Source organism: Acidobacteriota bacterium (assembly GCA_016713675.1).
Taxonomy (GTDB): Bacteria; Acidobacteriota; Blastocatellia; order Pyrinomonadales; family Pyrinomonadaceae; genus OLB17.
In genome coordinates, this window is record JADJOS010000004.1 from 198,647 (window position 1) to 218,789 (window position 20,143).

The 20,143-nt window shown below is 53.3% G+C and carries 12 protein-coding genes and 1 pseudogene; all 13 read right to left on the reverse strand.

Going from position 1 to position 20,143, the window contains the following annotated elements:
• Nucleotides 1-94 precede the first annotated feature (94 nt).
• The 13 genes and pseudogenes from IPK01_14300 to atpD all read right to left on the reverse strand — a co-directional run bounded on the left by IPK01_14300 (nt 95) and on the right by atpD (nt 20,139).
• Nucleotides 95-703 (reverse strand): hypothetical protein, encoded by a 609-nt coding sequence (locus tag IPK01_14300; protein MBK7934611.1) that lies wholly within the window; start codon nt 701-703, stop codon nt 95-97.
• Between the two features lie 17 nt (nt 704-720).
• Nucleotides 721-2,031 (reverse strand): DUF1533 domain-containing protein, encoded by a 1,311-nt coding sequence (locus IPK01_14305; GenBank protein ID MBK7934612.1) that lies wholly within the window; start codon nt 2,029-2,031, stop codon nt 721-723.
• A complete protein-coding gene (locus IPK01_14310) occupies nt 2,022-2,513 on the reverse strand; it encodes a hypothetical protein (protein ID MBK7934613.1) in 492 nt (163 codons plus the stop codon). The genes IPK01_14305 and IPK01_14310 overlap by 10 nt, the downstream gene beginning before the upstream one ends.
• Before the next feature lie 144 nt (nt 2,514-2,657).
• A complete protein-coding gene (locus IPK01_14315) occupies nt 2,658-2,810 on the reverse strand; it encodes a hypothetical protein (GenBank protein MBK7934614.1) in 153 nt (50 codons plus the stop codon).
• Between the two features lie 393 nt (nt 2,811-3,203).
• Nucleotides 3,204-6,083, reverse strand: a complete 2,880-nt coding sequence (locus IPK01_14320) for a hypothetical protein (GenBank protein MBK7934615.1) — start codon at nt 6,081-6,083, stop codon at nt 3,204-3,206.
• Nucleotides 6,084-6,252: 169 nt separating this feature from the next.
• Entirely contained in the window at nt 6,253-6,666 is a 414-nt protein-coding gene (locus tag IPK01_14325) for a hypothetical protein (GenBank protein MBK7934616.1), read from the reverse strand.
• Between the two features lie 1,130 nt (nt 6,667-7,796).
• Complete coding sequence (locus IPK01_14330; protein ID MBK7934617.1) at nt 7,797-8,192, reverse strand: hypothetical protein; 396 nt, start codon at nt 8,190-8,192, stop codon at nt 7,797-7,799.
• An 11-nt stretch (nt 8,193-8,203) separates the two neighbouring features.
• The gene (locus IPK01_14335; protein ID MBK7934618.1) at nt 8,204-8,563 is read right to left on the reverse strand and encodes a hypothetical protein; all 360 of its coding nucleotides are present in this window, start codon (nt 8,561-8,563) and stop codon (nt 8,204-8,206) included.
• A gap of 333 nt (nt 8,564-8,896) precedes the next feature.
• Nucleotides 8,897-10,594: a hypothetical protein gene (locus IPK01_14340; protein MBK7934619.1), complete on the reverse strand. Its 1,698-nt coding sequence runs from the start codon at nt 10,592-10,594 to the stop codon at nt 8,897-8,899.
• A complete protein-coding gene (locus tag IPK01_14345; protein MBK7934620.1) occupies nt 10,569-16,394 on the reverse strand; it encodes a hypothetical protein in 5,826 nt (1,941 codons plus the stop codon). The genes IPK01_14340 and IPK01_14345 overlap by 26 nt, the downstream gene beginning before the upstream one ends.
• 307 nt (nt 16,395-16,701) lie before the next feature.
• Nucleotides 16,702-17,814 (reverse strand): annotated as a pseudogene (locus IPK01_14350) (fibronectin type III domain-containing protein).
• A gap of 319 nt (nt 17,815-18,133) precedes the next feature.
• Nucleotides 18,134-18,535, reverse strand: a complete 402-nt coding sequence (atpC, locus tag IPK01_14355; GenBank protein ID MBK7934621.1) for an ATP synthase F1 subunit epsilon — start codon at nt 18,533-18,535, stop codon at nt 18,134-18,136.
• A 92-nt stretch (nt 18,536-18,627) separates the two neighbouring features.
• Nucleotides 18,628-20,139, reverse strand: coding sequence for a F0F1 ATP synthase subunit beta (gene atpD / locus IPK01_14360; protein ID MBK7934622.1), 1,512 nt, complete (start codon nt 20,137-20,139; stop codon nt 18,628-18,630).
• Between the last annotated feature and the right edge of the window lie 4 nt (nt 20,140-20,143).

The following is a 20,143-nucleotide window of genomic DNA, read 5'->3' on the forward strand; positions in this document are numbered from 1 at the left end:
TTAAGAGCGTTCAACGACTTGGAAGAATCGATCAGCCGCATTGAGCGGAATATTGCCGCTCAGGTTCACGGTCGAACCCGAATTGACGTTGTAGTTAAGATTCGCCGGAGAGTGTCGCGGACGAAGCGGTGAAAGATTGTGTTCCTGCCTTATTAAAGATAATGGCGTGCCCGGCTGTCGTAGCTGTCTCGGTTATTGTCGCACTTGTTACTGACAGGTCACCGCCAACGTATAGTGTTCCGTTTGCGCTTCCGCCCTGGCTCAAATAGAGTTCGCTGCCGTTCGACAGCGTAACGTTGCCGCTAACCGTAAGCGCTCCGGTTCCCGATCCGCTTGTGAGGGAAAGGTGACCTCCATCCATCACGAGCGTTCCGACATTTAGTGAGTAATTCGTTCCGCTCGTCAGCCGAACTGCTTCATTTGTCGTACCACCAGTGCTTTTAACGGTAAATGTCCCCGTAATCGCGAAACCACTGGGATTTGCCAAGCCTACGTTAGTCGTCTGCCCCTGCCAATTCCAAGTAAAGTTGCTAAATGACTGACCGGGCCCGGTGGGCGGCGGGGACGTAATTCCCGTAACTGCAACCAATGAGCCGACTCCCCAAGTTGCCAAAGGAACTGGCCCACCATTTCTGGCATGCTGATACTTACCAGTGGCGCCAAACGAGATAGTTCCGGTCGGTGTGATCACGTTGGAGTTCACCACCGTACCATTTACGGTCAGGTCGGTGGCGGTCCGTTTGCGATCGTCAAGGTCACGGCCGAATTAACGGTAAGCGTACCACCCGCATCTACGGTCGTGTCATCGGTGCTAGTAGGCGTAGTAGCCACGGTCACATTGTGGCCATTACGGATCGTGACAGCCGTCGAAGCAGTTGTCGGTGCCAGCGTGGCGTTGAACCACGTCAAATCATCATGCGACGATTCCCATGTTGATGCGTCGCCCAACTGCCGGTCGCCTTCGAGCGGAAATAATCCGACGACAGGGTAACGTCGTTCCGTGATATTGGGGGATGTTCCGGTGGCGGTGTTGTCGGCGGTGGCGGTGATGGTCGTGGTTTCGGCGACGTTGTTGCGGATCAGAAACTCAAAACTAGCCGCCGGAGAGGGCCTTGGCCGTTGTCGCCGTAGGTGCTGTCCAGATTTGCGTCGAACAGAACATTTCCCCGAAGCGCTCGTCAGCGTGACGACCGTCGTCGAATCCGTCGAGCAAGAATTGCTGTATTGATCGCGGCCGCTGGCACTGACGATCGACGCGACGCCCGTGCTGTACGGCGAACTGAACGTCCCGAACACATACGATGCCACGGTGCCGTGGCCGACGCTCTGGCTGACGGCGGCATCGCCGTAGCCGGTCGCCTGAATGGCGATGTTCTTGGTCCCGGAGGTTTGCAGGAGGTTCGCGGGTGACGAAGCCGACGGCGTAAATGTGATCTGCCCTGCCGATACTGCGTAGCCGGCGGTCAGCGGCGTGCCGCCGATGGTGATGCCGGTGATGGCGGCGCGCCATGTGGGGTCGTAAGTAAATGTGACGTGAAACGGTGCATCGACCGTCGCCCCGACGGCAGCGGTGAGCGTCGGAGGATCAGCAACTGTCGAAGCGGTTACGCTTGGCGCGCTGTCGGTCTTGTAATCGATGGTCGCACCGCTGTTGGTGTACGAATATATCTTGAAGTTGTAGCTCGTTCCCGGCGACGAAGTAAATCCGGCGAACGAAGCCGCCGAGCCGGGCGTGACGCTCTTGACGCCTTCGCCGTCCGTAGCGTCGGTGTCGTCCGCAGGCTGTATGCCGTCAACCGGATCGGTTATCGCTCCCGTGCTTGCCTTAATAAGATATCCGCTCGGTGCCTGTGCTCCCGCGACCGCCGCCGTCCATGTCAGAGGAATAGTAGTGGAAGAATGTCCAGTCGAACTGACTTGTACCTGACCGTGACTGTTCGTAATCGAAGTAATGTCCAGCGGCGAAATTGAACCTAGTGTTGTTTGGTAACCTTTAATACGATGGTCAAGGAAACGTAAAACTACCCGTATCTAAGGGAAGCGAGCGAACGATCCGTCGCAGAGGCCGTTACGCCGTTGGCCCAGTTGATCACTCCGGCACTCGATGATCCCGTTACTGCACCTGTTCCAATTGTTCCGAATGCAGAGGTTGTCGCCGCTGTGCCTATTGACCAATCCGAACCGATCTTAAAACCGGAGGGTAACGTTGCAGTCCCGAACTTCGCACCCATCGAAGTTTTCGTGAACGGAGTACCAGTAGACGTAATGGAATTGACGGCAAAAAACATCGGTGCCGTTGGCTCGGTGCTGTTGTTGGGGTTGGCGGTGCTGTTTGGGTCGGTTTTGGTGCTTAAAACTGCGGATTCGGAGCGGGTCAGGCCGAGGAATTCGGTTACGGAGGTTATGGCTGTGGCGGTGGATTGGCGGAGGTTGGCGAATGACAGCAGGGCGGTTGTTGTGATGATCAGAAGGGTTGCTGCGATGAGTGTTAGCTTGCGAGAGAGTTTTGACATTTGTAATGCTCCGTGGAATTCCGTCGGGCGTCTGCCCGTGAGTTCACGCGTTCTGCCGCAAGGCACGCGCGTGCGGCTTGAAATAGCGTGGAAAATATGTTCGGTAAAAGTGTTGTTGCGATTATAAACGAATAACTATTGATGTCAGGACTTTTGCCGCCCGCCGTAACAGGGATATTCACGGCCGCTCTCACCGCGAGTCTTTGCAGAAGCCCGCACGGAGTAAGGGCGTTTCGCGTACATACCGGGCTGAACGATCGCGGCCTTAGCAAGCTCCCGGCCAAAAAACGCTTTCATTCAGCATCTACTTTCTGATACACTATTTCATAGATAAAACGCTGTAAGACAAAATAATGCGTTTTTTTGAAATATAGCGGGACAAGACGTTAAAGGCGTTGTAAGTCGTTGATAACACACAGGTTATCTGTCCCACAGAACAGCGGGACAAGTGCGGGACATTTATTCGTCCAAAACGCCGTAACCCACGCATCTGCAGCGTTTACACGTCACCCGCAGTTTTCGCCGTCCCAAGCGGCGTTTGACGGGACGAACGTTCACGGCTGATCGATGGTTGCAGAAGGAGAAAAATGCCCCCGCTTGTTTAAGGCGGGGGCATTTTACTGCAGGTACCGTTTCGCATATCCCTGCAAATTATCGAACGGCGTTTAGCCCCGCCGCTCGAATCTATTATTACTGAGGATCGGCTACGAAATCAACGTCGGTGACGCTGTCGTTCGCCGTGACCACACGATTAGGCACCGAGAAGATGAACCGCTTCGAATTGATCGTCACGATATACGTCTCGCCCGCATTCAGATCAGGCGCCGTGTAATACCCGAACGATCCCGTCCGCACAAACCTCGGCACCACCAAAGTGCCGCCCTGTATCGAGACGATCGCATTCTTGATCCCCGCCCCGTCAGCCGTAGTAACCCGCCCCGAGATCGAAACCTCCGCCGCGGTGGGCGCCAGAGGTTTGGAACCGGTCCAGCGTGAGAACGTCGTAACGCCGTTCACAGGGCCGAGGATATTGTTCACCGTATCAACGCACGGGCCGCCGGAACACAGATTGGTCGTCGTTCCATTGCCCTGACGACGCCAGACGCGATAGTCAGCCTCGTTTCCGTTCACGTCCGAATCAACGTAGGTGAACAGCAGGTCCGCCGTCAGGTCGCCGTCCTCGTCAAGCTGCCAGTTACGCGAGATCGATTCGAGCGGGTCAAAGCCCGTCAGGAATTCGTCGTAGGCCACAACAGTGAGACCCGAAGGAACCATTGCGATCGCCGTGATGGTCGCACTGACCGGCGAATAATCGCCGCCTGTGCCGACCGGATAGCTAAATGCTCCCGGTGCACAGAAGTCTTTGCGAACAAAGCCATTGCCGATGAAATTGGTAGGCCCGGCACCGACGACCGAGGCATCACAGCCCAGCGTCATCGTAAATCCGCCGCCGTTGACATCGCCCAACAGATACAGCCGATTAGTGACCGTTACACCGCCGCCGAGCGAACCGACGCCGATCCCGACATTGTAATACGTTCCTGCAGGCAGTGAACCGCCCTGATAACCAACGATCTCGTCGGCCCCAATATCCGGCGTCGTTGCCGGCCGCGGATCATTGTCGTAATCGTTGGTCAAACCAACGATCGGAATCGCAGATCCAACTTCGAGATTCGAGGGACTCGAAAGATGCAGGTCCGAATCGGACACGAACGGCACCGCTGTCGTAGCTCCTTGTGACGAATCGTCATTGGCTCCTCCGCCGCTAAGCGTACTCGTGTACGATCTCAGGTTCGATGCCGGTGATGTCATGGTCGGATCGAACGTCGTGAAGAAGTTAGTTCCCGATGTTGTTCCCGCTTGACCGGCACCCGCTCGCGCTACATCTGTACCAAAATAGTAGGAGTTGTAATTCCAGTTCAGATTCATCGCCGACGTTCCGCCCGATGGCAGATAGACCGAAACATTCGCGATGGACGTTGTACCGCCCGTGATGTTATTCGCAAATATGTTATTGCGAATATCCATACCGGTCGAACTCGTGCTGGAAACGCCCAAGGCCGCCGTCAACAGAGATGCAGTAGCCGTTCCCGGCCGCAGACCATAAAGATTGACCGAGTTGTTTTGGATCTGATGTCCCGTGCCTGACGCTACACGAATCCCAAAGATCCCAAACTGCTCAGAGAATGCTACGCCGCCGGTCATGTTGCCTGTTACGTTACTGACAAAATTGTTTCGGACGACCACATTATTTCCCGTACTGATGTTAATTCCATAAGCTCCATAAGTGGACGTGCTGTTATTGATCACCCCATCGACGCGATTCCTTTGGATCGTCGTACCGCCGCTTGAGTTATCGATGCCAAACACGGCGGTCGAACCGTTGGTTGAAATATTGGTGACCGTGTTTTGAATGATATTGTTGCCCGATGCGGCGGTAGCTCCGCTGTCACGAATACCAAATGCGGTAAACGCTCCGGTGTTTGTCATCTCCAATGTGGATATGGAGTTGTTCGAAACGGTCGTATTGACCGTTCCCGTCGCAAGCCAAATACCATAGTCATTCTCTGCCGACGTCGCGTTCAGATTGCCGACTGTGTTGTCGCTGACCGTGGCACCATCAGCACCCTGTACATAAACACCAGCGTTTCTGATCGCAAAAATCCCTGTGGTATCAAGTTTATTCTGGGTGATCAGCAAATTGGCACCGTTGCCTGCTCCAACAGTAGCATTGGCGAAAATACCGATGAATGCCCTTCTGATGTCGTTGTTTTGAATAGTGATGTTGTTGAAAGTTCCGGCAGTGCCGGCGTTATCAAGAACAAGTACTGCCGAACTCGTATCTACACCGTTGATGACGATACAGTTCTTCAACGTATTAGCCGTGATCGCAGCCGCACCGATCGAACCAAATCGAACTACCTGGGGCGTCGTACCGCTCGTATTCTCGATCGTCAGGCTGCGGTCCGTGCCGCCCGAAAGCGAACCGTCGATAGTTACGCGACTTGCACCATTAGTGCGTATCAGCGCCGTCGCACCCGCCGGCCCGTTAATAAGTCGTGCACCGCCGCTTGGTTTGATGGTCACCGTAAATGGCGACGCAAACTGATTCAGAGCAACAGTACCGGTCTCGGCGACCAATGTGCCGGACGCTGCGGACAGATCACTGGTGATATTGATCGTGATATTTCCGGTCACTTCCGAATTGTTGATAAATTCGAAGATGCCGCCGGTGTTAGTTAGCGAAGTATAAGTCTCACCAACTCCGACATTGAATGTGCCGCTAACCGTACCTACGATCGTGTATTGGTTCGGCGTCGTCGGAGGAGTTCCGGCTGCAGGTGGATTTGCGGTCAAGCCGCCGGCTCCGCCGGAAGGACTGACAGAGACATTTCCGGGCGTATCCTGTGCCGCGACGTAGTATTGAATGACATCGGCCGCGACAACTCCGCCCATAGCTGCTGCAATGATGCCGCAGTCATAATTACTGCCGCTGACATAGGTGCACTGTGTCGAAGCATACGGATCGGCGTTCTTACGGTAATAGATAACCGGCAGCCCGACACCCACTGTCGGAACACCCGAAGGATCGACAACGGAAACGCTAAGCGAGCGATTGCCGGTCGATGACGTATTCAGAAGCGGCGAATAAGTAATCGCCGGCCCGGTAAGATCAAGCAGTACAAAGTTCCCTTCGTCCGCACCGATGTCAGGAGTCGAGACGTTGCGTACATTTCCGTCAAAGTCGTCGGTTATACCAGCGACAGGAATACCGCCGCTCTCGAGTTGCGTCGGAAATATAATCGTGCCTTGTATGCTGCAAGGGTCTGGTCGGAGTTTGTTCCGTCGTGAAGATCAGGTTGCTGCCTGGAGTTCCGGCGTAGAAATCGTTGCTGTTTGACGCTCCGTAATTAGTCAATGTAGTGCTGGAACTGCGGTAAGCTGCGGTCAAGCCCGTTCCCGCCGTGGTCGACGTATTAACGATAATGTTGTTTCTCAAATTGAGATTAGCTGTCGTTGCCGTGGCATTGGTCGTACTGGAAAATGCCAAATGTTCCGAAATTCGCTCCCGCAACGACGCATTCAAGTAGATCGTGTTGAATGTAATATTTAGATTTGAACGGAAGTCGTACTCGATATATTGATTCCGCAAATAGCATCAGTCGCACTCGCCAAAGGAGCATAAAGATTACCTAACAAGTTATTTTGGAAATTGACAGTGGTTCCACCGGAAACCGTGATCCCGCGACGAGCACCGCCTGCGCCAGAGCTAGAAAATGTCGTAAACCTTGTTCTGCGCAATGGTCTGAGTACCCGAAGACGTTTCAATACCAACGATACAGTCAAGCACAATTAAAGTTGCTGACGATATTACCCGTAACGGTCGCAGAACTGCTGAAACTAACGGCGAGCCCTGTGAGCTGGCTTGTACCGCCGGTCCAGTTACTAAACGTGTTGCCGGTCACAGTCTTGATGGTCCGGAACCGGGACAGTCCGGTGCTTCTCAACCGGCAACTTGTTGTAGCTCCGGTAACCGTAATGATTTGGGTTGTTGTTGTTATTGGGAATCCTTAGATCATATGCTCCGTAGGTGTGAATTAGACGTATATCCCGAGCGTCACGGTACCACCGGCACCTGTTTTATTGAACGCCGTAACAATAGAATTGTTGTTGATATTGCCTACGCCATTTGTGGGGCGAGTCCAACTATTGGAGATAAACGTGAACGAACCCGTTGTTGCGGTTGAAAGGTTGGTAAAGGTATTGCCGTTGATACTATGCGTAAGCGGACCAGCGGTAACTACCGGACTGTGAGATAGCGGTAAGGCTCCGCGAACGCAACCGAATAGGTAAGTGCCGTGAAATTGTTATTATCGATATTTGTCGTCGAAGTGGCATTGGTCGTCGATGAGTCAATAGTAATCCCTTGAAAGTTCCCAATAGCGCCACTTCGAACGGAAATATTGTTGTTGTTGAAGGAATTCGTAACGTCCCCAAGGAGCATTGCTGAATGACGGAACATACACCCTGAAAATGTTGTCGAAGGCACCGCCGGTATAACCACCAGCACTCGATGTAATTGAATTATAGGAAAATTAAAGTTTTCGCGTTTCTCAATAGAATTCCATTCAACCAGTGCCCGAAACATTTGCGTAGCCAGAAAAGGTTCCGGTCGTTCCGTAGTTCGTGATCGTATTTGCCTGTTCCGGAGTTCCGCCGATCATGTCTACGCCATCGTTATGATCCGCAGCGGCCGTTGGTCCGACAAGAACGATCCTGCATTCACGTCCGTAATACAGTTCCGGTGACTTTCAATCCGCTGTTTCCGCCCGCCGCGGTAGTAGCTGTCGCAGAGGTCGTAACCGTGGTAGCCGTATGCGTTGAATTACTATAGATCCCAAACGTGTTCTGATATGTGCGGTTAAGATCGATCGTGTTGTTTGAGATCGTATTGTTCTGAGCACCATTTGTCGTCGTTGCATAAAGAAGAGCGACGCCCCACTCGGTCATGTTGTTCGTACCCGCGGCAGTCGTTGTGTTTGCCGGATCTTCCAGCATTGTGAAGCCGTTGATCGTGATGTAGTCGCCCTCAACTATCTCGAATATCGCGTCGTGCAGGATGCCGCTAGCCTGAGGGGTAAATGCTGTGATAGTAGTCGTAGTTTGACCATCGATCACGATCGGATTCGCTACCGTTCCGGTCGCTGTGATCGTGTAGCCACCCGCCGGAGCGGTCTCAGTTCCTGTAACGGTAATTGTCGTCGGACTAGATGTGATGCCGCTGGAATGGCATTTAGAGCAGTGATCGCCGATGCGAGATCTGGATAAGTCGGTGCAAGCCCCGAACCACCGTTTGTGGTCACAGTCGTCACCAACGCAGGCGGCGTCTCAACCTGTACTGCGGGTTCCGCTTGTGCGGTTTCAGCCGACGCGAAGTAAGTAAACGGATTTACATAATCCGTCCAGCTTGCGGAGGCTGTCATGGCCGAGATGGCGATGATGAGTGTGCTGACGATAACGAAACGGAGCGACGATTTGCGGTTTGACATAAGTTCTTTGACCCGAAGACGGATATACTCCTCTAAATTCCTACTGCTGCCAGGCGTGGGTTTAACGAGACCACGCTGTGGTACAACAAAGATAGCTGCAATGACGAGAGGTGAGGCTCGCCGGTTTTAGTGCGGGATTACTAAATTAAAATGTACGTTGCTCAGCAATTATAGACGAATGCGATTCAAAGTCAAGCAAATTGCGAACGTAGAGGCGCCTTGAACCGACCGTGTGCAGGGCGTGCGTCGGAGCATCGACACAAAAAAGCACGGACCTGAATTGATGTTCAGATCCGTGCCAATGCGGTTCACAAGGAACCGGCTAATTTACGCCTATTGCGGCAGGTTTCCGGCAGGTATCGGGAAGTCGCCGTTGAGGCCCCAGTGGATGCCCTGAATGGTCAACGTCGAGCTTCGGAGTACGTACCAGTCGCCATCCGACGGACGGAAGATCGCGACATCGGTGGTTCCGTCGCCGTCATAGTCGGCCGGAACCGCTATGTCGGTCGCGAGTCCCCAGGCAACTACGCTCGACGCACCTGTCAACGAATCGAGGACCCACCATTGACCGTTGCGGTAGATCGCAAGGTCGGTCTGGCCGTCGCCGCCGAAATCACCGCTGACCGGTTTGTCAGTGGCAGTTCCCCAGTTCTGGATACCGACGCTGCTGTCCGAACTGCGAAGTACGTACCAAGTGCCGTCACGATAGACCGCCGGATCCGTCTTGCCGTCGCCGTCGTAATCACCCTGGACCGGACGATCCGTCGAGATACCGAACAGCTGTGACGTCGAAGAACCGTCGGCCACGAAGAACGCAGACCAGAGGCCGTTGGACGGACGGAAGATGGCCATATCGGTCGTGCCGTCTCCGTTGTAATCGCCCTGGACCGGCTTGTCACCGACCTGACCGACTATCCAGACCGCGACCGTACTGGTCGAGCTCTTGAGGATATGCCATGCCGAGTTTGACGCACGATAGAACGCAATATCCGTCTTGCCGTCGCCATCGTAGTCGCCCGGTGTCGGACGGTCAGTTGCCAAACCAAACGACGTCAGGCTCGGTACACCGCTCGCCGAAGGCAGGATGTACCAGATCTGGTCGCTCGGACGGAAGACGCTGAAGTCAGACTTGAGGTCATCGTCAAAGTCATTCACGTAGGCACGGTCTTCGTCAACTATGGTGCCGACACCCTGATTGTCAGAGATCGTCGCTCCGCCGGTCGCTCCGGAGAGGTTCAGATAGAATGTCTCGTTCGGTTCCTTATTGGTGTCGCCGTTCACAACCACCGTAACTGTCTGCGTTGACGAACCACCCAATTCCGACAAGGCCGGGAAGTTGAGTGTTCCGCTGTTGGTCGCGTAGTCAGTTCCTACGGTCGCGGTGCGATTTGCAGTTGCAAACGATACCGAAGCAGCCGCTCCGCCGGTATAAGTGACAGTGAATATCGCGTTGACCGGACCTGCATTGCCCTCAGTGACCTTGACGTCATTGACCGAAAACGCTCCGGCAGCAACATCGTTATCAACGATCGTCTGTACGGCCGAGCTCGGCGAACCGATGGTTGCACCGCCGGTCGCATTGGTCAGCGTATAGTTGATCGTTTCGTTGCCTTCGACAACGGCGTCATCGCATATCGTGACATTGAATGTCTGACTGCTGACACCGTTGGCAAAGGTAAGCGTTCCGGAGGTGTTGATGTAATCAACGCCTGCCGTACATGCTGCTCCGCCGGTCGCCGTTCCGTTCGACGGGATCGTGAACGTCTGCGGCGTAGTTACACCGTCGCCAAACGATACCGTACCCGAAGTGTTGGCGTAGTCGACTGCTCCGCCGCAAACTGCACCGCCGGTAGCGGTTCCGCCTGCGACCGTTGCATACGAAGCACCAACTACACCATCGCTGCCACCCGTACGCGTGACCGTGATGGTCGCAGTCGGGCCAGCCTCGCCAACTGAGTAGGTTGCAGCACTGAATTGAAGCGTACCGGGGGTCACCAGAACAAATTCATCTGCACCTATGTCGCATCGCATCGCGAGTTTGACCATCGAAATCGGTCGTCACCATCACATCGGTTCCGATATTCACCAACGGACTGCCCGCCGGAATGTGAAGATCGGTCGTTGACGTGAAGAGCGGATCGGCTGAGATCGAGGCTCCATCCTCGGTCGTTGCCGTCTGCCATGCCACCAAAGTGGCCTGGTTAGTTCCGGTTCCGGCAGTGGTTGTTTGAGCAGCCGTCGTCAGATCGCCGGTAATTCCGACAACTCCGATCGGACCGGAGACAAACAGATCGTTGGTATTCGACAGCAAATTAACATTTGCTGCCGGACCATCGAAACCAATGGCATAGCTTTCGCCACCGCCGCCGGTCGAGCCGGTTCTGGTTTGCGAATTGACTAGAACATTGTTCACGACATTGGTCGGTTGGTCGGTAGCGATGGCGAGTGCATAGCTCGGAAGCATATTTGCCGTTACCGGAAGACGGTCGCCCGTCATCGACACCGAGTTGTGATAGATGTTCTGAGTAGAGCCAGCCAGGCCGTTGACATAGATTCCTGCCACAATATCACCAGCATTTGCGTTGCCTGTAACACCTGTAACCATATTGTTAACAACGTTGTTTGTACCGGTCGTATCAGACGCCACAACAATACCCGCCGACGAGAAAGTAGCATTATTGCTGACAACGCCAACGTAGTTCCTCGAAATTGTCGCATTGCTGATTCCGCCCGTAGCCAAAGGAGTAGACGAGAGGCCCTGCGATCCGGCGGCGATACCTATGGTATCGACGCTTCCCGGATTCGAAACGCTGGCGATGTTGTTTTGAGTGATCTCTGCTCCGTCGGCAAAGATAATGTATATTCCGACACGTCCGATCCCGGTTGCACCGGTGCCGGACATTATGTTTTTCGTAATAACCGTGCCGGTATCTTTGTTCGCCGCACTTGCACCTAAAGAGGCGATTCCGTAGAACGCTCCTCGAATATCGCAGTTTTCGATGCGGTTGTTATCATTGTCAACACCAAGTCCGCCGAAGGTGCTGCCCGCAAAGGCGACACCAAGGAGTACTCCGGTCGTTGAACCGTTGCCGTAAACATTGACATTCTTAACGACGTTATTCTGTGTGCCGTTCGCTCCGGACGCAAAATAGATACCTCCGCCGTTATTCGCCGCATTGCTCGGGATGATCGTTAGACTTCGGTCAGTGCTGGCCGAAAGCGAACCATCGATAGTTACTCCATCAGTGCTGCTAAACCCAAGCAATCCGCCGGCTGCCGGAGCCGCCCCGGAGATAGTACGAGCCGCCCCGGTCGGTTTGATCAGAACCGTGAAGCCGCCCGCGATCTCATTTAGGGCAACCGCGCCGGTTTCGCCAGCCAGATCAGAAGTAATGTTGATCGTAATGTTACCCGTGGCACCCGCAGAATTGATCCCCGCGAAGATGCCGCCCGGATTGGTCAGCGATGTGAATGTTTCAGCCGTTCCCACATTGTAACTGCCGTTAAACGGTGCGACAACGCTGAAGGTTCCCACAGCTGAATCGTTCGCCGTGTTTGAGTCAGCCGCCGTCGAGGCTGTCATGGTATAAGTACCAGCCATTGCAAACGCAGGTGTTGTCGCAAATATTACATTCACGGCTTCGTCTACTGCAATACTGGGGATCGTTTGCATGTTGGAATAGTTGTAACCACCGGGACCGGTGATGGTAAATGTAACCTGCCGGCTGGTTTGGGTTGCCGATCCGACATTCGTAAATCTGGCTTGCGGTGTGCTGGTCGCACCGGTCGTAAATACCGCACTGTTTGCCGGAGCGATGATCAACGTTGTCTCGATGTCGTTTGCCGGAGGTGTAACTCCACTCGGTTCGTCTGCACCAATGTCGGGAGCCGCAACGCGAGATTGATTGTCTATGTCTCGCGTAACGCCGACAACTGAGAGTCCTGCATCGACATTCGGCGACGCTACAGCGATGTGAAGGTCGCCCGTTGTCGAAACGTGCTGCGGATCGGCCTGGATGGAATTGGCATCCTGCGCCGCCGGTGTCGTATAAGCGGTTTGCCAGTTGGCCAAAGTTGCAAATTGTGTCGTCAGCGTGTTTCCGCTGACGGTACCCAAACCACCTGTCTGTAGTTGGGTATTAATAGGATTGATGTAGTAGTTATTGTGATTTTCTCCACCTGTCCCCCAATTATATCCCGCCGCATTGCCGCTAATCGCATAATATCGAGCAGCAGCCGTACTGGTCGAACTCAAGTCCATATATACGCTGTTATTGCTCAACGTCAGATTTCCGTGAGTCGCTCCGCTCGCGTTTCCAACGCGGATGCCGCTTCCGAAGTTTGATGTTGCGGTGGAAACCCCAGGGTCAACGTCACCGGTCATCGAAATCGAGTTGAAGACAACCCTGTCGCCGAGACCGCCTGCGATGCCCAGACCAACGGCCTGGTCGCCGACCGTACCATTGGCCCGAACATTGTAAATAAAGTTATTTGCAACGAGGTTATTAGTTGTTCCGCCCGTTGTCGCTAAGTTGATACCGACTGAAGAAAATGTGGTTTCTTCAACAATATCGTGAATTACGTTTCTAGTAACCGTGTAATTATTCGACGTTAGGGTACCAGGAGTCATGCTCCACGATTCTTGTCCGATGCCGATACCCATACGGTCTGCTCCAGAACAGGCTTGCGGATCCAAGCAACCGACGAACTGGATTGTATTACGCGAAACAAGTGCACCCGTGTCGGCTTGCATAAAGATACCGACTTTGTTGATCTGGTCTGTTCCGAATGCGTTTGGTCCGACAATGTTGTCTGTAACGACTGGGTTGATATTCAAATCAGTCGTCGTGCCTCTGGTGACGATTCCGTAACGTACTTTGACTATGCGGTTAGCGATAAACGCGTTGTTATCATTGTCAACCCCGTTTGCCGTTGTGCTGATGGTCGTGCCGCACATGATAATACCAAATGTGGAATTGGCACTTGCCGAAGTGTCCGTGCCGCCCGCCAGTTCGAGATTTCGGATCGTGTTATTCGAAGCACCGTTACCTGCTGCAACACTGGCCAACCAAATTGCCGCCGTTGCCGCCGAAGTGCTTGAATTGCTAACCGTCAAATCACGGTTTGTTCCCACGCCGCCGATGCGGCCGTCGATCGTGACGTTATCGGCACCGTTCAACTTGATAATCGCACCAACGATGTTTCCGGTTACCGAGACCACAGCGTTCGGTCGAACAAGAACTGACGTATAGTTGGCCGAGCCTGCACCGCTGTTGTTGAGAACAGCCGATGCCGTCTCAGTTGTGCTCGTCACAATTAGAACCGAAACAGCCCCCTGATGGGTTCCTGCATTGATAGCATCAAAAGCGTCCTTAAGCGTTGGATACGCTGTCGGACCTGGTGTTCCCGCAGTAGCTGTAACCGAAACAGGTCCCGTCGGCCCCACCGGATTGATCGTCCATGCAAAGCTAGCAGGCGAAGCATCCACATTACCGGCGGTGTCGATCGCTCGAACGTCGAAGGTATGCGAACCTAACGCCAATGCAACATAATTCTGCGGCGAAGTACAGGCAGCGTACATTCCTCCGTCCAACCTGCACTCGAAGCTTGCAACAGCTTCAGGAGCCGCAGCGTCGGTGCCCGAGAATGTGAACGTCGCATTTGTATTCGTTGTTGGATTGGTCGGATTCGTGAGTATCGATGTGTCAGGAGCAACGGTATCGATCACCCAGGTGTAGGTCGCCGGTGTCGGATCCGGATTGCTCGCAGTATCGACAGCACGCACATCAAATGTATGCGAACCATCCGCAAGGCCAGTGTACGTCTTCGGAGAAGTGCATGGTGCCCATGCTCCGGCATCGATCCTGCACTCAAAGCCGGCGATACCTACCAACGTATCTGTTCCGGAGAATGTAAACGTAGCAGCCGAACTGTTGATCGGATTATTTGGCTGAGTCAAGATCGTCGTATCAGGAGCGTTCGTGTCGACAGCGGCGTTCTCGGCACCACTCCACGACGAAAAGTCAGTAACACCAACAAGTGGCCCAAGAGTATTGGTCGCATCACTAACGCACGGGCCGCCGGGACACATATTCGTGATGACACCGCCGACATTCTTATAAATACGATAATCGGTCTCAATACCATTAACGTCCACCGCATCCGCTGCATATGTGAACGAAAGGTCAGCAGTGATATCCCCAGCCTCGGTCAAATTCCAGTAACGCGAGAGGCTCTGCCCCTGGATAAGGCCCACCATCGGGGCGTCGATCGCCTCGGCGGTAAAGATAGTCGGAGCGCCAAGTGCGGTCGTATTTACCACCACAGGTGAGTACGCAGTGTCACCGACAAAGAACGTATGTGATCCAACCGCCATGTTTCGGGCTAGAGGCCCGTCAACATATCCAGTGGTTCGCGTCGTGGTCGCAGCATTATTTGTAAGCAGGTTTGCTGCAGTAGTGTTTACAACACCATTGGTGAGAGCCAATATGCTCGTGACAGTTAACGGCCCGCCCGCGATCGTCAGCGATCCTCCGACGGCATTATTGTCAACGGTCAACTGGGTCAAGGTTCGTGTTGTATTTACTTCAAACCCGGTGACCCAGTTGATCGTGGTAGCTCGAAGGTGAAGTAATATGTGACCTCCCGAACCGGCATTATGAACCGGTGAAACGTCAAAAGAACCGGCATTCGTCGCAGTTGTGCTGTTTCCAACCTGAATGACCGTCGTGGTCGCGGCACCGCCTCCCAGAGTGATCTGGCCGCTATTTGTGAACCCACCGTTGAAGAAGTTAACCCGATTGATTATGATCGGCGAGTTGATCGTAGCATTGTTTCCGGTCGGACTGTTTGCACTCATTCCCACTCCGGCAAATGGCGTGGCAAGGGTTCCAAACGTACCGGATCCGCTATAGGTCATCGGACCGCTGGCTGCCCAATCGAACCGCGAACTTGCTCCCGTTCCCTGAATTACAATGGCTCCGTTATTAACTACGGTAGCTCCACGATGGAAGATAGCTCCTCCTGCCGTGCCTGAGCCAACCGCCATCGTCTTGTTAAGGGGAATGTTCAAATTCGGGGTCGAACCTAAAACACGGAATGTCTCTGCCGCGGCCCCGGTACCTACGTTAAGCGTCGTTAACGCCGGATTGGTCACCCAAACTACTGCCGTACTGGTACTCACACTGTAATCCAACGGTGTAGCACTTGTGCTAGGCAAAACCAAGGTGATATTACCACCCGACATGTTGAACGTGTTTGCAGTAGAAGTCAGACCGAAACAAGCCGTCGTTGCTGTGTTACCGACAGTGCAGACATTGACGTCGCCGCCCGACTGGTTGTAGGTAACTGCACTCGTCGTCTGCAGACGTCCTGCAGTATTTAGTGTTCCACCTTCAATTGTGAAGACAGCCCCTGTTCCGCCGCCGAGTGAATTGCCGGCTGAGGTCCCGACATTATAAATACCACTCGAAATACGCAGCAATCCGCTGTTGGTCGGAGAACCATTTTGGCCGGCTACTGTGAAGTTCGGGTTATTTAGCCAAAAACCACCTGCTGCAGGAATCGTATAGCCCGCAGCTGTAAACACACGGTTTACTACGGTGAAAGTACCCGAGATCTTGAATGTGCCACTTGTAAGCGTCAAGAAGCCTGCCGAGTCGGTGTTGACACCGAGTACGGTAAAGTTTGTAGCATTGAGTTCAACTGTTGAAGCGATTGCACCCTTTGCAACCGTGATCGCACGGACGTCGGTGGTAGCACCTGTTCCGCCAAAAGTAACATTCGGCACCGGCAAACACGAACGTAAGGATCGCACCTGACGTATCGGCATTTGTGCTGAAATCAAGTACGCCGTTATTTGTAACGCTTCCGCCTACGCTCAGGTTGTTTGTCGTTACGGCACCTGTCGTCGGAGATTGAAGAGTACCTCCGCTGTCGATCGTGACGTTTAAGGCGACCGCACCTGCCGTGTCAACAGTTACTGTGCATCCCGACCCGATAGTCACATTGTCCGAAGCGGTCGGAACACTGCCGTCCGTCCATGTCGCTGTGTTGCTCCAGTCTCCACCTGCACCGGCACAACTGTCGCTACCCGCAGCATTCGTCGCCTGACTGCCGGAAATACTGCTGCTCGACGCACCTTCGGTTGCCGCATATACCTGATAGAAATATGTGGTTCCGGGAATCAATCCCGTATCGTTGAATGAGGTCGCATCTGCTGCGGTCTGAGCGAGAAAACTGAAGTTGATGCCGTCCGTCGATCGATTGATGGCGTAAGCGGCTTCGTTAGTCGCGTTGTCCGTCCAGTTCAACTGGATGGATGTTTGAGTGACCGGAGCAAAGGTCAGACCTGTAGGTGCAACCGGAACGTTGGGCGTGAAGATATAGCTCTTTCCCGCAGGAATGCCCGGCAAATTCGTATTGTTAACTACCGCATATGACACCGTGTCGTCAGAAACGGTGATCGATGCAAAGTTGGTCGCCACGCCGGCTTGCAGTCCGACAGAAGCACCTAGATCGGTCGCTGTAGAAGGAAGAACATCCGCACCATAAACGAATTGGATACGGCCTGGGTTACTTGCCGCCGCAGATTCGAATAACCACATTTGGAATACGCCGTTGGCGGTGCCGGATCCGCAAGATCCTTCACGCGGGATCTCCATGTTGAACCACTCAACGATCAGCTTTCGGTTCGGAGCAGAACCCGTAACCTTATAGTGCACCTTGCCGGTCGCACCGGTACAGAGGTCCTCAAAATACGGAGCGATCTTTGGAGCATTGGTAACCGTGTCTAATCCGCTGGTACTGTTATTGAACGCTGTTGTGACAGCGGTCGATCCAAGTCGTGCCAAGCCGTTAGCACCGACTGAAAATTGACTGTAGCGAACCCCGTCGTACCAAAAATCAAATCCGATATTGGTCACCGCAGATACCGTATCGTCCTGACTTGCCGCAACAAGTTGAGTCGACCCCACTGAAATGTCATCAAGGGCAACACCGGTCGCCACCGAGTATGCATATGTTCCTGCCGTTATAAGGTCCGCAGAGCCGAGGTCGCCGCCCGCTTTGGAAATGAATGGAAACAGATCTTCATTGATCTCCGCGGCCTGCATTTTGACTTGAGCAGATGAAATATCAGAATTCTCGATCGGCTGCACCAGATCCTGAGCATTAATTGCAAAGGACGCTGCGATGATCGCGAAAATGAAAAATACGGCCGTAAAACGAAATGACATCTGGTTCTGTAACATATTTGCTCCTAAGTCAGTGACCCGCTCCTATTTGTGAACTTGCAGTTTTAATTGGTTATGGAAGAACAGCTATCTGTCGATAAATCCTAAACGAAATCGTGGGTCAACCGCCCAGCCATCAACCAAAAGGTAAATTTTTAAAATACGAATTACGGCGATTATATACACTTTCGCGTCAATGTCAAGACTTTCGGTTGTGAAGAATGATCAACCTCGACGCTAAGAAAAAACCGCTAACCATAACTTTCGTTATGATTAACGGTCTTTTGCTAATCTGACGATCTCTTCTACGAACTTGCTGTATGATCTCCGTATTGGACTATTTACCCGCTGCCAATTGTATTCGAACATTCGCAGCTTCGATCTGGTTTCGTGCGAACTCAGTGTCTTCGATTGCGCCCGCGGCTACCGCAGCAAATGCCTTTTCAGCTGCTTCTTTGTCAGCTTTCGCTTCGGCTACGTCGATATCTTCAGCCGCAAAGGCCGTATCTGCAAGTACAGACACATTATTACCGTTGACTTCAACAAATCCACCGGAAATAGCAAGCTTGTCGCTCGCTCCTTTGGAAGAATATGTCAATATTCCAGGTTTTAATGCAGAAATAAGCGGAGCATGATTCGGCAAAATGCCTGCTTCGCCAGTCGCTGTCATCACCGTCACCGAATCCACTTCGGCGTCAAAAACACGCTTTTCAGGAGTTACAATTTCTAATCTAAGCATAATTGAGAATTGAGCAATGAAAATTGAGAATTGAAAACGAAGAACATGCGATCTTCAAATTTCAATTCTCCCCTTCCAATTTTCCATTACCGCTAAGCGGCAGCAGCCATCTTCTTCGCTTTCTCGCGAGCTTGCTCGATCGTGCCAACCATGTAGAACGACTGTTCCGGCATGTCATCGCATTTGCCTTCGAGGATCTCGCGGAAACCCTTGATCGTGTCTTCGACCTTCACATACTCCCCTTTGAGACCAGTGAACTGCTCACCAACAAAGAAGGGCTGTGAGAAGAAACGCTGGATCTTACGGGCACGCGCCACTGTCTCTTTGTCGTCTTCGCTCAATTCATCAAGCCCAAGAATCGCGATGATGTCCTGCAGATCCTTATAACGCTGAAGGATCTTCTTTACCGCCTGTGCGGTATTATAGTGATCTTCACCAACGATCTGCGGATCGAGAATACGTGAGTTCGAAGCGAGCGGATCGACCGCCGGGTAAATGCCCAATTCCACGATCTGACGCGACAGAGCCGTAACAGCATCAAGGTGAGCAAACGTCGTCGCAGGTGCCGGATCAGTATAGTCGTCGGCGGGCACGTAAACGGCCTGGATCGACGTAATAGCACCGGTCTTGGTCGAAGTGATGCGTTCCTGCATCTCGCCCATTTCTGACGCAAGCGTCGGCTGGTAGCCCACAGCAGACGGCATACGTCCGAGAAGTGCTGATACTTCTGAACCTGCCTGCGTAAAGCGGAAAATGTTGTCGACGAAGAAAAGCACGTCATTCCCTTGGTCGCGGAAATACTCTGCTACAGTAAGGCCTGACAAAGCAACACGAAGACGTGCTCCCGGCGGTTCGGTCATCTGGCCGTAAACGAGCGATACTTTGGAACCTTTGATCTCGTCCTTATCAACCTTTGTAAGATCGAATTCGCCGGTTTTTTCCATGTGCTCGTTAAAAGCATCGCCGTATTTGATAACTTTCGACTCGACCATTTCGCGGAGCAGATCGTTCCCCTCACGCGTACGCTCACCCACACCGGCGAATACCGAGAAACCGTCCGAACCGATCGCAACGTTGTTGATCAATTCCATGATCAAAACCGTTTTGCCCACGCCGGCACCGCCGAACAGGCCGATCTTACCGCCGCGGAGGAACGGCTGCACAAGGTCAATGACCTTGATCCCCGTTTCGAACATTTCGAGCTGTGTCGATTGCTCGTCAAACGAAGGTGCGTGGCGATGGATCGATGATCTCGTTTCCGAGTTAACCGGGCCGAGTTCGTCCACCGGATCGCCGATCACATTCATCACGCGGCCCAATGTCGCCCCGCCTACCGGCACCTGGATCGGGCCGCCGAGATCGATGACCTTCATCCCGCGGACCATACCATCGGTCGGAAGCATCGAAACGGCACGGACCCGGCCTTCGCCGAGGTGCTGTTGGACTTCGGCAACGACATCGATGTTCTCACCGTCAAAGCCTTCGCTCGTGATCCGCAGTGCCTGATAGATCGGCGGCAGATAATTGTTTGAAAATTCTACGTCAACGACCGGTCCGATGATCTGTACAACTGTCCCGACCTGTCCGCTTCCTTCATTAGCCATTATT

Coding starts and splice junctions, on each gene's coding strand:
- IPK01_14340 (MBK7934619.1), bottom strand. CDS start 10,594: ATGCGATGCGACATAGGTGCAGATGAATTTGTTCTGGTGACCCCCGGT.
- IPK01_14310 (MBK7934613.1), bottom strand. CDS start 2,513: ATGTCAAAACTCTCTCGCAAGCTAACACTCATCGCAGCAACCCTTCTG.
- atpC (MBK7934621.1), bottom strand. CDS start 18,535: ATGCTTAGATTAGAAATTGTAACTCCTGAAAAGCGTGTTTTTGACGCC.
- IPK01_14315 (MBK7934614.1), bottom strand. CDS start 2,810: ATGAAAGCGTTTTTTGGCCGGGAGCTTGCTAAGGCCGCGATCGTTCAG.
- IPK01_14335 (MBK7934618.1), bottom strand. CDS start 8,563: ATGTCAAACCGCAAATCGTCGCTCCGTTTCGTTATCGTCAGCACACTC.
- atpD (MBK7934622.1), bottom strand. CDS start 20,139: ATGGCTAATGAAGGAAGCGGACAGGTCGGGACAGTTGTACAGATCATC.
- IPK01_14345 (MBK7934620.1), bottom strand. CDS start 16,394: ATGCCGATACGTCAGGTGCGATCCTTACGTTCGTGTTTGCCGGTGCCG.